Annotated in this window: 14 protein-coding genes; 8 read left to right on the top strand and 6 right to left on the bottom strand. The window is 48.6% G+C overall.

Going from position 1 to position 14,312, the window contains the following annotated elements:
- Nucleotides 1–38: 38 nt before the first annotated feature.
- From DRJ53_RS08675 to DRJ53_RS08655, 4 genes are all read right to left on the bottom strand, one after another.
- Entirely contained in the window at nucleotides 39–830 is a 792-nt protein-coding gene (locus DRJ53_RS08675) for a hypothetical protein (protein WP_114235212.1), read from the bottom strand.
- Between the two features lie 5 nt (nucleotides 831–835).
- Nucleotides 836–1,402 carry an RNA polymerase sigma factor gene (locus tag DRJ53_RS08670; protein ID WP_114235211.1) on the bottom strand — a complete coding sequence of 189 codons (567 nt, stop codon included), beginning with the start codon at nucleotides 1,400–1,402 and terminating at the stop codon, nucleotides 836–838.
- A gap of 10 nt (nucleotides 1,403–1,412) precedes the next feature.
- Nucleotides 1,413–1,988: an RdgB/HAM1 family non-canonical purine NTP pyrophosphatase gene (rdgB, locus tag DRJ53_RS08665; protein WP_114235210.1), complete on the bottom strand. Its 576-nt coding sequence runs from the start codon at nucleotides 1,986–1,988 to the stop codon at nucleotides 1,413–1,415.
- A gap of 463 nt (nucleotides 1,989–2,451) precedes the next feature.
- Nucleotides 2,452–3,105 (bottom strand): hypothetical protein, encoded by a 654-nt coding sequence (locus DRJ53_RS08655; protein WP_114235208.1) that lies wholly within the window; start codon nucleotides 3,103–3,105, stop codon nucleotides 2,452–2,454.
- 65 nt (nucleotides 3,106–3,170) lie between these two features.
- Here DRJ53_RS08655 and DRJ53_RS08650 point away from each other — a divergent pair, with 65 nt between their 5' ends.
- From DRJ53_RS08650 to rpsG, 3 genes are all read left to right on the top strand, one after another.
- A complete protein-coding gene (locus DRJ53_RS08650) occupies nucleotides 3,171–4,235 on the top strand; it encodes a branched-chain amino acid aminotransferase (protein ID WP_114235207.1) in 1,065 nt (354 codons plus the stop codon).
- A gap of 166 nt (nucleotides 4,236–4,401) precedes the next feature.
- Nucleotides 4,402–4,803 (top strand): 30S ribosomal protein S12, encoded by a 402-nt coding sequence (rpsL, locus tag DRJ53_RS08645; RefSeq protein WP_114235206.1) that lies wholly within the window; start codon nucleotides 4,402–4,404, stop codon nucleotides 4,801–4,803.
- A 113-nt stretch (nucleotides 4,804–4,916) separates the two neighbouring features.
- Nucleotides 4,917–5,384: a 30S ribosomal protein S7 gene (gene rpsG, locus DRJ53_RS08640; RefSeq protein WP_114235205.1), complete on the top strand. Its 468-nt coding sequence runs from the start codon at nucleotides 4,917–4,919 to the stop codon at nucleotides 5,382–5,384.
- Between the two features lie 231 nt (nucleotides 5,385–5,615).
- On the opposite strand, the gene DRJ53_RS21105 is transcribed toward rpsG, so the two are convergent.
- Nucleotides 5,616–6,047, bottom strand: a complete 432-nt coding sequence (locus tag DRJ53_RS21105; RefSeq protein WP_123893445.1) for a hypothetical protein — start codon at nucleotides 6,045–6,047, stop codon at nucleotides 5,616–5,618.
- Here DRJ53_RS21105 and DRJ53_RS21280 point away from each other — a divergent pair.
- The 4 genes from DRJ53_RS21280 to DRJ53_RS08620 all read left to right on the top strand — a co-directional run bounded on the left by DRJ53_RS21280 (nucleotide 6,046) and on the right by DRJ53_RS08620 (nucleotide 12,683).
- Nucleotides 6,046–6,852 carry a hypothetical protein gene (locus tag DRJ53_RS21280; RefSeq protein WP_155523204.1) on the top strand — a complete coding sequence of 269 codons (807 nt, stop codon included), beginning with the start codon at nucleotides 6,046–6,048 and terminating at the stop codon, nucleotides 6,850–6,852. The genes DRJ53_RS21105 and DRJ53_RS21280 overlap by 2 nt on opposite strands.
- A gap of 265 nt (nucleotides 6,853–7,117) precedes the next feature.
- Nucleotides 7,118–7,441 (top strand): hypothetical protein, encoded by a 324-nt coding sequence (locus DRJ53_RS21100; protein WP_123893443.1) that lies wholly within the window; start codon nucleotides 7,118–7,120, stop codon nucleotides 7,439–7,441.
- A gap of 6 nt (nucleotides 7,442–7,447) precedes the next feature.
- Entirely contained in the window at nucleotides 7,448–9,595 is a 2,148-nt protein-coding gene (gene fusA, locus DRJ53_RS08625) for an elongation factor G (protein ID WP_206609742.1), read from the top strand.
- 103 nt (nucleotides 9,596–9,698) lie between these two features.
- Nucleotides 9,699–12,683, top strand: coding sequence for a DUF7619 domain-containing protein (locus DRJ53_RS08620; protein WP_114235202.1), 2,985 nt, complete (start codon nucleotides 9,699–9,701; stop codon nucleotides 12,681–12,683).
- A 68-nt stretch (nucleotides 12,684–12,751) separates the two neighbouring features.
- Here the strand turns inward: DRJ53_RS08620 and DRJ53_RS08615 are convergent, their stop codons facing one another.
- Nucleotides 12,752–13,609, bottom strand: coding sequence for a lysylphosphatidylglycerol synthase transmembrane domain-containing protein (locus DRJ53_RS08615; RefSeq protein WP_162303837.1), 858 nt, complete (start codon nucleotides 13,607–13,609; stop codon nucleotides 12,752–12,754).
- A 291-nt stretch (nucleotides 13,610–13,900) separates the two neighbouring features.
- Here DRJ53_RS08615 and rpsJ point away from each other — a divergent pair, with 291 nt between their 5' ends.
- Nucleotides 13,901–14,206 carry a 30S ribosomal protein S10 gene (rpsJ, locus tag DRJ53_RS08610; RefSeq protein ID WP_114235200.1) on the top strand — a complete coding sequence of 102 codons (306 nt, stop codon included), beginning with the start codon at nucleotides 13,901–13,903 and terminating at the stop codon, nucleotides 14,204–14,206.
- Nucleotides 14,207–14,312 lie beyond the last annotated feature (106 nt).

Below are 14,312 nucleotides of genomic sequence, written 5' to 3'. Positions count from 1 at the left end.
ACTGCGCTGGCGCATTACAATGCCGTGAGGCCAATTGCTTATTGAAGCGAACCCATATTTTGCACCACTTCCATCACGCCCAGGAAATCGGCTGATGCCAATTGCTCCGGGGCAGCCATCTGGCGACGCAGCGCTGCCAGCCGTTCCCAACATCCCGATGGATCGGGTTGTTCTTCGCATCGAAAAGCTGCGTATAATTTTTTAGGCAAACGCACCGCTGCATCTTCAGTTACCGGCAGTATTATGTACCGGTCGATAAAGTTGCCCACATGCGGCACATCTTCATTTTCGGGTAACCATGACCGCAATACAGAACTGGCTCTTTCGGTAGTGGCCATCCGCAGGGGAGCATTATCTTTTGGCGGCAGCGGCACATTTGCAACGTACACCGCCGGTTGTTCGTTTGATACAGCTGTCGCAATGGGAGTAGTTTCTGCCGGAGGCACAGTTAAGGCATTGGTCGGAACATTAACGGTTGGCATGCCCTGCTGCACAACAGGAGTGGAAGCCGGAGCAGTAGTTTGCCCGCCAGACCGGAACAGCGGCGGTAAAAAATATACGGCAAAAAGGAGCGAAGCCGCAATGCTGGCCACCTGCAGCCATCTTTTGCGCGGATACATTTGAATGACCGGCGGCGATGCTTGCTCTCCGTTCAGTTCCTTTGCAATCTCATCCCAGACTGCGGGTGGCGGCGGTGCTGCAAAATCGTACAACTTTTGCGCATAAGCCGGCTGCTGCTCCTGTGGCAATGCATCGGAAAGCCGCTCCCAGCCGCCTGGTGGAGGCTCGGGCGTCCAATTGTGTAACCGTTCTTTCCAATCCTTTTGCATGGGTTTTACCGTACTTTTCTTTTTTCGATATGCTGTTGTACCAGTTCCTGTAAAATTTGTTTGGCTCGCGACAGTTGCGATTTCGAAGTGCCTTCTGATATGTTCAGCATTTCTGCAATTTGCCGGTGGGTGTATCCTTCCACTACGTACAGGTTGAACACCGTACGGTAGCCCGGTGGCAGGCCTTGCACCAGTTGCACAATGTCCTTTTCGGCCATATGGTCCAGGGCCGTCAGGTACTTGCCTTCAATGGTTTCTTCTTCGGTGCCGCTCAGCGGCTGCAGCCTTGTTTTTCGCCTAAAATGTTCAATGGCCGTGTTTACAAAAATGCGGCGCACCCAACCTTCAAACGAGCCCTCGCCGCGGTAGCTATCTAGCTTGCGAAACACTTTAAGGAAACCTTCCTGCAGCATGTCTTCGGCTTCTTCATTGTTGGCTGCATAACGCAGGCAAACGCCAAACATGCGGGGCGCAAAACGCTGGTACAGCTCGGCCTGTGCCTTGCGGTCGCCGCGGATGCATCCATCAATTAAGTCGGATTCGTTAGGGAAATGGTTGCCTGCCTGCTCCAAGATTTCTGCTTTATGATACCTGATTCAAAAATGCTACCAGCTGGGCCACAGCTTTTTTGCGGTGGCTATACCGGCTTTTTTCTTCCATGGTCATTTCACCAAAACTGCGGTCGCTGCCTTCCGGGATAAATATTGGGTCGTAGCCAAAACCGCCGTTGCCGGTAGGGGCAAATGCAATGTGCCCAGTGCACACGCCTTCAAACAAGTGCTCTTCGTTGTTCCAGATAAGCGCCACCACCGTGCGGAAGCGTGCCCTGCGGGCTGTTTTGCCTTCCATGTTCTGCAGCAGCAGGGCTATATTGGCCTCGTTCGACCGCCCTTCGCCGGCATAGCGGGCACTGTGCACACCCGGCGCACCATCCAGTGCTTCCACTTCCAGGCCGGTGTCTTCACTGAAACAATTATTGCCCGTAAGACGATGAATGACCCGCGCCTTTTCCAGCGCATTCTCCTCCAGCGTATCGTACGGCTCGGGAATGTCCTGGTTGATGTCAGCTTCCTTCAGCGTTGATACCTGTATGCCTGCCGGCAAAATGGCCTGCACTTCTTTAGCCTTGTTTTCATTATTGGTAGCAAAAATGAGCATACGCGAAGATAGTTAGTGGGCGGGAGTTGGCAGTTTGGAGTTAGTAATTGAGATTTCAGAGTTGATAGTTGACGGTTGATAGTTGACAGTTGATTGCTGTTGATAGTTTGCACCTGAAAGATGTTTGCAAATAATGGTGTGTCGCACTTCCGTCATTGCGAGGCGCCGTAGTGGCGTGATAGACGAATATCACTTGGTGCGCCGAAGCAATCTCCTTGAACCCGATTTGCATTCATCTTTTTGCCATTTTTGTTTGTAAAAAACAAAACCGAATTGTGGTTTAAATAAAAGGAGATTGCTTCGGCGCACTGCGAAGCTATTACGTCAAAGCATCCGCGGCGCCTCGCAATGACGGGTCGATGTTGTGGAATGCTTGGTGGTAAAATCAATTAGTAAAACAACAAGACGAGCAAGAGGAATGCTCCCGACTCTCAACTATCAACTTTCAACTACCAACTCCTCGCTACACGCCAAACAATTGCTTCAAACAGCCCCAGAGCTGCATTTTCAGCGAACGGTCCTGTGCCATTTGGCGTAGGGGATAAGCCGATAAATAAGTGCGGCTGTCAAATGGCTGTAATTGAAAATGCGGGAAATGAAAAGGTAAATCCACTTCCTGTGGCGTTACACCCATCAGCAATACCTGCCTGGCCGTGAATTGCTCCAGCAGAGCCATGTATGGTTGCGGGTAATGATGCAGGTTAACAATGGCAACATCGGCTATGCTCAGGCGGCAGGCGCTTAAAATAGCAGAAAGAAATTCAAGGTCCGCATCGGGTAGAAAGGGAACAGTTTCATTCTTTACTAGTATCAACACACCTTTCCTATTGCCGCCCAGCGACGGTGTGTTGCTGTAGGCCACAGGTTGTTCGGCTACAATAGGTGGTGGGGTAGAAGCGGGTGTTTTTGGCGGAGCCTGTAATACAGTTTCTGCAGCAGGCGGTGTTGCGGCTACCTGCGCAACGGGCGGCATTTCAATTTTTTCTTTCGCCGGTTGTGTTGGTGCAATAGCTATGTTTCTCTTTGCAGGTACTGCCTTTTGCTCTGTTTCCAGCAGCGAGTGTGGGTATAATTGGGTAAGCAGGTGCGGGTTCAGGCTCAGGTCGTTCAGGCTCATAGTACAATTTTATGACCGGTTTTCAGGCGGTTTTAGGTACATTGCGCTGCTAAAATACTCACATTATGACTGCCACTATGGATATTCCGGTTACAAAGGCTGCCCATAGCAAACTGGAAGGCCTGACGCTGGAAAATATTCCTTTCGGAAAAGTGTTTACCGATTATATGCTCGAGGCCGACTATGATAACGGCACCTGGAGCAATGTCAATATTCGCCCATATGCCCCGCTGAGCCTCGATCCGTCGGTGGCTGCGCTGCATTATGGTCAGGCTATTTTCGAAGGCATCAAAGCTTATAAAGACGAAGCCGGCAACGCGGTGGTGTTTCGCCTGCACGACAATTTCAAGCGCTTTAATATTTCGGCCGAACGCATGATGATGCCGGCTGTGCCCGAAGATATTTTTGTAGAAGGCATCCGCCAGCTGATTGACCTGGAGCGGGCCTGGATTCCGTCGCTGCCCGACCACTCCTTGTACATCCGGCCGTTTATGTTTTCGAGTGATGAAGCCATTGGCGTTCGTCCTTCGGAAAAATATAAGTTCCTGGTGATCCTGAGCCCCACCGGCCCATACTACGGAACGCCGATGCGCATTTACGTGGAAGAGCAATATGTACGTGCCGTAAAAGGCGGCATCGGCTACGCAAAAGCTGCGGGCAACTACGGAGCCTCTATGCTGGCAACACATATTGCCAAAGAAAAAGGCTACGACCAGGTGTTGTGGACCGATGCCTATGAGCACAAATATGTGCAGGAAATCGGCACTATGAACGTGGTATTTATTCTTGGAAATAAGGCAGTTACCCCCGATCTGGAAGCGGGCACCATTCTCAACGGCGTTACCCGTATGAGTGTGCTCACCATTCTGAAAGAAATGGGGCTGGAGATTGAAGAGCGTCCTATTTCCATAGACGAATTAATGGAAGCCTACAAGGCTGGCGAGCTGAAAGAAGTGTTTGGCACTGGCACGGCGGCCACTGTTTCGCCCATTAAGGAGCTGCGCTACAAAGATTTTGTGATGACCTTCGACGTTGCCGCCTGGCAGGTAATGCCCGAGGCCAAGCGCCTGCTCGACGACATCCGTTACGGCAGGAGCGAAGACCGGTACAACTGGCTGGTAGCCGTGTAAGCCGGCCTGTTCAATTTTATTTTTTACTAAAAAACGGGACTGCAAGGTGCCAAAAACCGGCCTTAAGGGGCATAAATGTGAATAAAATAGCCAAAAGAGGATTTTGTTTTTTGGTTATTCACATTCAGGCCATTACCTTTGCCGTCCCAAAAACAAAAGGTTCGTAATGCCTACTATACAGCAATTAGTACGTAAAGGAAGAGAGATCATCCGGGCAAAAAGCAAATCCAGAGCACTGGATGCATGCCCCCAGCGCCGCGGTGTTTGTACCCGTGTGTACACTACTACCCCTAAAAAGCCTAACTCTGCCCTGCGCAAAGTGGCCAAGGTGCGTTTGACCAATAAAATTGAGGTAATTGCCTACATCCCCGGTGAAGGACACAACCTGCAGGAGCACTCCATTGTGCTGATCCGCGGTGGTCGTGTAAAAGACTTGCCAGGTGTACGTTACCACATTGTACGCGGTTCTTTGGATACTGCCGGTGTTAAAGACCGCAAACAAAGCCGCTCGAAGTACGGTACCAAAAAAGACAAAGGCGGTGCAAAAGCACCCGCTAAGAAAAAATAATAATTACGGATTGCGCGGATGATTCCGCGGATGACGGATTAGATTGAAAACATTAAACCCGGTCAAGCAGCTCAGCACAGCGCCTGAGAACCTCTGATCGAACTTTTAAAAACATGCGTAAGTCACAAGCTAAGAAACTCCCGCTGGCGCCAGACCCTCGTTATAACGACAAGCTGGTAACCCGCTTTGTAAACAACATCATGTGGGAAGGCAAGAAAAGTGTCGCTTTCGATATTTTTTACAACGCCGTTGATAAAGTAGCGAAAACAACCGGTGAAGACGGTTATGAAATTTGGAAGCGTGCATTGCAAAATGTAACGCCTGCCGTAGAAGTACGCAGCCGCCGTATTGGTGGTGCTACTTTCCAGATTCCTTCTGAAGTACGTGCCGATCGTAAGATCTCCCTCAGCATCAAATGGCTGGTGCGTTACAGCCGCGAACGCAACGGACGCAGCATGGCCGACAAACTGGCTGCCGAAATCGTAGCTGCAAGCAAAGGTGAAGGTGCTGCTTACAAAAAGAAAGAAGACACCCACCGCATGGCCGAAGCCAACAAGGCTTTTGCTCACTTCCGCGTATAACTTAATAGTTAGCATAGAACTTTTGAAACCATTGCCTGTCCAGGCAGTGGTTTTTTGTTTTGGGTAAATGCAAACATTCAAGTAATAATGCTGCAGCAACAAGCCATCGTATTTTATAAAACAAAATCAGTTACTCTCAACTCCCAACTCTAAACTCATACCTCGCTGCTCACAACTAAAAAAGCCGCTTCGAAAGAAGCGGCTTTGTCTATTCAGTTATCAGGGAAGCAATCAGGCGCTGTGATCGGTGCCTTCTGTTGCGCCACCACCAAAGTCACCATCGCTAGAAGTGCCTGTAGTAGTGTCATCAGCAGCATCTGCAGATCCCAAACCGGTATCGGTGCTGGTATCCATCATCGTGGTTTCCAGTCCGCCCGTATTTTCAGTGCGTGTTGCTTCGGCATCGTTCATTTGTCCGCCGTTTGCGCTGCCGCCGTTTGCCGAGCTGCGCTTGCTTGAAGTGCGGCTACCGTTAACGCTTTTGCCAGCGCTGGCCTGCTTGCTGCGGGCACCGCCTTTTGCGGCTGCGCTGCCACGGTTGGCACCACCACCCGAGCGGGTAGCACTGGAACCACCGCGTGTTGCACCGCCTTTACTGGCTGCTTTAGCCGCTACTTTGCTGCCGCCTTTCGATGCGGTTTTGCTGGTAGCTTTTCCAGCCATGCGTGCACCACCTTTAGCAGCGGTTTTGCCTGCGCCTTTCGATGCTGCTTTTTTTGCGGCACCTTTCGCAGCAGTTTTACCAGCTCCTTTCGATGTAGCTTTTGATGCTGTTTTTTTAGCAGCAGCTTTTCCTGCAGTTTTAGCGGCTCCTTTCGAAGCTGCTTTTCCAGCCATGCGTGCACCACCTTTAGCAGCGGTTTTACCTGCGCCTTTCGATGCTGCTTTTTTTGCGGCACCTTTCGCAGCAGTTTTACCAGCTCCTTTCGATGCGGTTTTGCCTGCACCTTTTGCAGAAGTTTTACCTGCTACTTTGCTGCCGGTTCTGCCACCTTTTGATGCGGTCTTTTTCGCGGCACCTTTTGCTGCTGTTTTACCACCAGCTTTCGATGCCGTTTTGCCTGCACCTTTCGATGCGGTTTTGCTGGTTGCTTTACCTGCAGTTCTTCCGCCCTTTGATGCTGTTTTTTTAGCAGCGCCTTTAGCGGCGGTTTTGCCACCTGCTTTAGATGCAGTGCTGCGGCCTGCTGCCTTGGAAGCTGTGCGACCACCGGCTGCGCTTTTGCTGGCGCTTCCGCTTCTGGATGTGGTTTTGCTGCTGGCTCCGCGGCCTGTTGATTTGCTGGCAGTAGCACGGCTACCTTTGGCTGCTGTTTTTTTAGCAGCACCTTTGGAAACTGCACCGCTGCGGCCTGCTGATTTACCGGCTGCACCTTTCGATGAAGCTTTGGTAGCGGCCTTGCTGCCAGTTGATTTTTTTGCGGCACTCTTAGTTGATTTCGAAGTTGCCATAATTAATGGGTTTTAAGTGTGGGTTAATAAAGAAGCAATTTGAAACCAAATTACTTATTGATAGAACGAATTGCAAAAATTGTGCGCACCAACAGCAGCAGTATGTGCGGGTTATGCACAATTGTGTATAACTGTGGGCTTGTATAACCGAAATTTGTTTATTGATGCTGTTGTTTTTGCCTCAACGATTGATAAAACATCATTAATTCAAAAAGACTAGTTGCCCATTTTTTATAGCAATGTGCTTGTGTAAAAACGAAACTTTTTCCAATATAAACGGTGTGCAGTTTTCTATAAAATATGCTGCGATTTTCACATCGGAAACCCATGTTTTTAGCACCACTGAAATCGTGGAATCAATCAGTTCTTTTTTGTCGGAAAAGGCTCGTTCAACACTACTTGCGGCGGCCTCAACGGGCAGCGGCTTCCATTTAACAAACAATGAATATTTGAAACGGCCAATTGTGGCCCTTTTCCTTACCTTTGCAGCCTCAAATTTTGCCGCCCTAAAATTAGGCTGGTCGGCAGGGTTGGGCCAAACCGCATCGGGTGGGGCCAAATGGCCGCATTGGAGTGGTGGGGAAGTACCGATTCTATTCAACTAAATCATCATGGCAGACTTAAAATTTCAAAGAAACTTTGGTATTGCGGCGCACATCGACGCTGGCAAAACCACCACAACTGAGCGCATTTTGCGCTACACCGGTATGATCCACAAGATCGGTGAAGTACACGATGGCGCTGCTACCACCGACTGGATGGAGCAGGAGAAAGAGCGGGGTATCACCATTACCTCGGCTGCTGTAAGCTGCCAGTGGAACTTCCCCACCGTAAAGGGTAAGGCCGACGCCAATACCAAAAAATATTACTTCAATATCATCGATACTCCGGGTCACGTGGACTTTACTGTAGAAGTAGAGCGCTCCATGCGGGTACTGGATGGTCTGATTGCCCTGTTTTCGGCAGTGGACGGCGTAGAGCCGCAGTCGGAAACCGTATGGCGCCAGGCCAACCGCTACCGGGTACCACGTATCGGTTTTGTAAACAAAATGGACCGCTCCGGCGCCGACTTCCTGAACGTGGTAAAACAGGTTCGCGAAATGCTGGGTGCTAAAGCCGTTCCCCTTCAGCTGCCGATTGGTGCAGAAGACAACTTCAAAGGCGTTGTGGATCTGATCACCAACAAAGGCGTTATCTGGCACATGGAAACCGAAGGCATGACTTTCGACGAAGTTCCCGTTCCGGAAGACATGAAAGAAGAAGTGGAATACTGGAGAGGCCAGCTCATTGAAGCCGTTGCTGAATACGATGATACCCTGATGGAGAAATTCTTCGACAATCCGGATACCATCTCTGAAGCCGAAATTCATGAAGCCATCCGCAAAGCTACCATCGACCTGAGCATCGTTCCGATGATGTGCGGTTCTTCGTTTAAAAACAAGGGTGTACAAACTGCACTGGATGCCGTTTGCCGCTACCTGCCTTCGCCTGTTGATATCGAAGCCATCACTGGTACCGATCCCAACACTGGTGAAGAACTGACCCGCAAGCCTGATGCAAAAGAGCCATTTGCAGCCCTGGCGTTTAAAATCATGACCGACCCGTTTGTAGGCCGTCTGGCGTTCTTCCGGGCTTACTCTGGCCACCTCGATGCAGGCAGCTATGTACTGAACGTACGCAGCGGCAAAAAAGAGCGGATCAGCCGGATCATGAAGATGTTTGCCAACAAACAAAACCCGATCGACTTCATTGAAGCCGGTGATATTGGTGCCGCGGTTGGTTTCAAGGAAATCAAAACCGGTGATACCCTTTGCCACGAAGATCATCCGATTACGCTGGAAAACATGTTTATTCCAGAGCCGGTAATCTCTGTTGCCGTAGAGCCAAAAACACAGGCCGACGTTGACAAAATGGGTTTAGCCATTTCCAAACTGGTGGAAGAAGATCCTACGCTGCGCGTAAAAACCGACGAAGATACCGGCCAGACCATCCTTTCGGGTATGGGCGAACTGCACCTGGAGATCATCGTTGACCGTATGCGTCGCGAGTTTAAAGTAGAAGTAAACCAGGGCGCTCCCCAGGTTGCTTATAAAGAAGCATTTACCAACACTGTTGAACACCGCGAAGTGCTGAAAAAGCAAACCGGTGGTCGTGGTAAATTTGCCGATATCCAGTTTGCACTTGGCCCTGTTGATGCTGATTGGAAAGAAGCAAACCCCGACAAGAATTACCAGTTTGTAAACGACCTGTTTGGTGGATCAATTCCCCGCGAATTTGTTCCGGCCATTCAGAAAGGTTTTGAGCAGGCAATGACCACAGGTGTGCTGGCTTCTTACCCTGTAGACAACCTAAAGGTTCGCGTATTTGACGGTTCGTTCCACGCAGTTGACTCCGACGCCATGTCGTTTGAATTGTGTGCAAAATCCGGCTTCCGTGAAGCTGCCCGCAAAGCCAAGCCGGTGTTGCTGGAGCCCATCATGAAAGTGGAAGTACTGACCCCAGACCAATACATGGGTGATGTAACCGGCGACTTGAACCGTCGTCGTGGTATGATGGAAGGCATGGATACCCGTGCCGGTGTGCAGGTGATCAAGGCTAAAGTGCCGCTGAGCGAAATGTTTGGTTATGTAACCCAACTGCGTTCACTGTCTTCTGGCCGTGCATCGTCTACCATGGAGTTCTCGCATTATGCGCCAGCGCCAAATGGTATTGCCGAAGAGGTAATTGCCAAGAGCAAAGGCAAAGTAAGCGCCGACTAACTGAAGCTTTAGTTTTACTAGCAATAGAAACCCCGCCAAGTGCGGGGTTTTTTATTGTTGAGCTTTTTTTATAACTTGTTGCTTCTCTTTTTCAAGCTGCTTAATGAAATCATTGCTTTTTTTACCTGTATTGTTTATCCTGTTTTTTTCTTCTAATGCACAGGTGCCCCTCGTAAAATCTCAGAGAAGTATCGCATCGGGCTATGTGTCCGATGTATTTAATGGAATGGGACCCATGAAAGTGTTGCTACAGGCGCGAAACGGTAATCTAATTGTTGGTGGCACAAAGGACAGTATTTCCTTCGATGTGTTTCTGGCCGAAATTGACGTAAATAATAATATAGTTTGGTCAAAGACCTATGGAAACAGGATGAGCAGAGAAGATATGCTATCAGTAGAGGAGGGGATTGGTGGAGGGTATGTAATCCTTGGAGTAGCCAGTGTTGAAGGCGAAGAGGTTGGAAGTTTAAAAGGAGGTGAAGATGCATGGGTAATTAGGGTAGATAATAACGGGGATGTTCTATGGAAAAAAACTTACGGTGGCTCTGCCGACGATAAAGCAAATCACATTGAAAAAGTTGGGAATAGCGGATATATAATGATTGGTGAAACAGAATCATCTGACGGCGATTTGCGTGGCGTTCGCGATCCCTTGGATGGATTAAGGCAGGGAAGAATTTGGGTTGCAAGGTTAGATGTAAACGGTAACCATCTGTGGTCCCGAGTATTTGGTGGCTCGGCAATTGAAGATGTCGGGGTAATCATTCGGCATACCTCTGACAATGGGTTTGTTTTAGGGGCCAACATGGCTTCTACTGATTTTAATGGTTCCAGTAACCACGGGGCTTGGGATATTTGGTTGGCCAAGTTAAACAGCAGCGGGTCTTTAGAATGGAACAGATGTTTTGGAGGAGCAAGTTATGAGCAATTAAGTGACATTGAAATAACCAATGATGGGTTTCTTGTGGCCGGAGGTACCATGTCTGATGATGGAGATGTTTCCGGTTTTCATGGTGATGCCGCCAATAATCCAAATTACTTAGGAGACGGCTGGGTATTCAAGGTGTCGAATGCTGGCGCAATTCAATGGCAAAAGTGCATAGGTGGTACTCTTAGCGAGTACATAACAGACATTTCATATACTCAGAACGGTGATATTATCGGGGTAGGAACAACGGCTTCCTGGGATGGAGATATACCTAAAACGAGAGGAAAGGAGGATGTAATGTTGTTCAGGCTCAGCAACGATGCGAAAATAGAATGGGTAAAAACGTTTGGTGGTACTGAGGACGATTATGGAGGGTGTATTCTTTCTCCAAAAGAAGATGAGTATGTAGTTGTAGCTAGTGTTCGCTCAACTGATGGTGATATCGAAGGAGGACCGGGCGGTGATCACATCTGGTTTGCACGACTTGGTGCAGGTAGCACCGTTAAAGGTTTTGTCTTTTACGACTACAATAGTAATGGCCTTAAAGATGCAAACGAACCGCCTGCAGATAACATCGCAATAGCTGGATTTAAGGAAGGATTTGAGCGTACAACTTTCACGAGGTCCGGACAATTCTCCCTTATTGTCGACACAGGTTCTACTTCAATCAAGATAAGTCCCGATGTTAGGTATCATACATCGGTGCCTGATAACGTCGCAGTAGAATTTGAGACTTATTTTCTTCAGGACAGTATTAGTTTTGCCCTGCAGCCTGTTGCGGATAAAAAGGACTTACGGATTTCTGCTGTGCCTATTCAACCCGCAAGGCCTGGGTTTGAAGTGCAATATTTGCTCATGTACAATAATGCGGGTACAACAGAAATTGAATCAGGAGAGGTTGTTTTTGTAAAAGATAAGAGAACAGAGTTGGTTTCTTCTGCGCCGGTACATACCAGAGAAAAAGGGGATACGTTATTTTGGGAATATAGCAACCTGAGTTTCGGCGATTCGGCTTCTATATCACTACACATGCGCATACAAGCTCCTCCAGTAGTAAATAACGGCGACACTTTATCTGCTCTTGCTTTCATCACCCCTGTTGCCGGAGATGAAACACCTGCCGACGATAGTGTTTACATCCGCCAAATTGTGACTGGCTCCTTTGACCCTAATGATAAAGCTGAAATGCATGCAGGCATGATCACCCCGTCACAGGTAAGTCAAGCCGAATACCTAAATTACACAATCCGCTTTCAGAACATGGGCACCGACACAGCGTTTAATATTGTAGTACGGGACACATTGGACGCTGGCCTCAATTGGGCTTCTTTGGAAATGGTAGGCTCAAGTCACCCTTACTATCTCGTCATAAAGGACGGAAATAGCCTGGCCTGGGAGTTTTCAAATATTTTGCTTCCGGATGATAAAACAAATGAGCCGCTAAGCCATGGTTATATTTCCTACCGCATCAGGCCTAAAAAGAATTTAGTACTTGGTGATAAAATTCATAACACTGCATCTATTTATTTTGATTATAACCTGCCCGTAATAACCAATGATGCGGTTACAGAGGTAAAAGAGCCGGCCAACCCTCTTCCGCTTTCTTTATTGCGCTTCAACGGCCGTTGTGAAGGGAACCAAAAGGTGCTCCGTTGGGAGACCGCAAACGAAACTGGCTTCAATCATTTCGTAGTAGAAGGCAGCTCCGATGGAAGATTGTTCAGCGTTGTAGGAAAGGTTGCCGCAAAAGGTTCGGGAAAATCAGTAGAGCAATATCAGTTTTATATAAATAATACTGAGTTGTTTAAGATTGGAAATTACTTCCAATTGAAAATGGTTGATCACGATGGTAAATTTGAATTTAGCCCCATCCTTTATGTCGGTTGCGCCACAGAGTTGAATGCTGGCATTCGTATGTACCCAAATCCTGCAAGGGGAGGACACACAACTTTGGAGGTCAATGCACTTACTAATGGCATTGCTCAACTAGTGATCAATGATGCAAACGGCAAGCAAATCCATTTGGAAAAAGTGAACTTGGTAAAAGGCATCAACCTCTTTTTTCTAAATCAAGTTTCCTATTTGCCAGCCGGCAATTATTGGATTGGCGTGAAGTCGAACACGCGGCAGTGGGTAAGCCAACTGTCGATTTTGCAATAAAAACTTGCTGGACCGATCGGCGTACAATCGAATGATTGGCGGGTCCGGCTCGATGAATTTGGACCCGGTCAAAAACTGCGAGATTTTATTTCCAGCGGATCTCGAAATGTATAATACACCCCCCACACCGAAGTAACCAGATTACAGAAATAAAACAGCAGGCTGATCACCACCGCAAGCGCCGGATCGAGGCCGAAATATGTAGCACCTTCGGCAAAAACCAACTCGCGGGTGCCTAAACCACCGCCTAACGACAGGGGCAGCACAGCTACGACTGTCGCCACCAGCGAAATAAAGATCCATTCCGACAGCAGTGGCTGCCCGATGGCAAAAAGTAAGGCATACAGACAAACCACCTGCACCACCTGCACCGCCAGGCCCCAAAAAAAGGTAGCCCAAAAGCCGGGCAAAAAGTCGCGGAAAAAGAATTTGATAATGAGGTACAGGCCTGCAATCCCTGCCAACGATCCACCGATGAACAACACATTCCACCATACGCCAGGTACCACCATAAGCGCATAAATGGCCAGCAGCACGCCCAAGGCTAGCAGCCCGCTAAAACGGTCCAGAAGTACGGCAGCGCTTATTTTTTTATACGGTGCGCCGTATTTCCTGTTCAACAGGATCACCTTATATGCATCACCGCTGATGGCGCCCGGTAAAAACAGGTTGTAAAACATACCCATCCAATACAACTTCCCGTTTACCAATTCAGACAATTGCAGCCCCGCATTGCGGAAGTAAATGTTGAGCCGGACGGAGGAAAGTACCTTGCTCAGGAGGTAGAATGAAACCGCCAGCAACAAGTAGCCTAAGTGGGCTTTTTGCAAAGCGGCGAGGGCCTGTTGCCAGTTTACCTTGGTGCTGATGTACCAGAAGCACACAACCGTGATGACGATCTTGAGCAAAAGCTTCAGCCCTTTCACAAGCCGGGAATCTTTCTTTTTTACTGGTAACTGTTCATCGGAAAGGGGCGGGGGAGTGGATGGATGCATACGGGCCAGCAAAGAAATAGAAAACGGCTGGCATCTGGCGAAAATCGTATTTTGTCATTTCTCCGATCATAGCAAATGGTCGTAATTACGAAAGAAAACCAAAATATTACCCAAAACGGGCTACAAATCTGCAGTGCCTTAAAAAATAATACCACAAACTTTTGCCAGTTATCTCTTTGTCCGTTACCTTTGCACTCCCATTGGAAAAAATGGGTTGGACCTATGTCACAGAGAATCCGCATTAAATTACAGTCTTACGACCACAGCCTGGTTGATAAATCAGCAGAAAAAATTGTAAAGACCGTGCGTAGCACCGGCGCCGTAGTAACAGGTCCTATTCCCCTGCCTACGCGTAAAAAGATCTTTACCGTATTGCGTTCGCCGCACGTGAACAAAAAGAGCCGCGAACAGTTTCAGTTGGCCACACACAAGCGCCTGCTGGACATTTACACTTCTTCTTCCCGCACTGTAGATGCGCTGTCCAAACTGGACCTGCCATCGGGTGTAGAAGTAGAGATCAAAGCATAACAGCAGCGATCAGCATTAAATCCGGGGTCAATCCCGGATGTGAAAGTTCTTATTCTATTTCTTTCATCTCTCAACCCTGCCCCGGCAGGAGAAAAGAGCGCTGAAC

It is taken from the genome of Paracnuella aquatica (assembly GCF_003332885.2).
GTDB classification, from domain to species: domain Bacteria; phylum Bacteroidota; class Bacteroidia; order Chitinophagales; family Chitinophagaceae; genus Flavisolibacter; species Flavisolibacter aquaticus.
The sequence above is the reverse complement of the archived record's forward strand: the minus strand, read 5'-3'. Positions and strand labels throughout refer to the sequence as shown.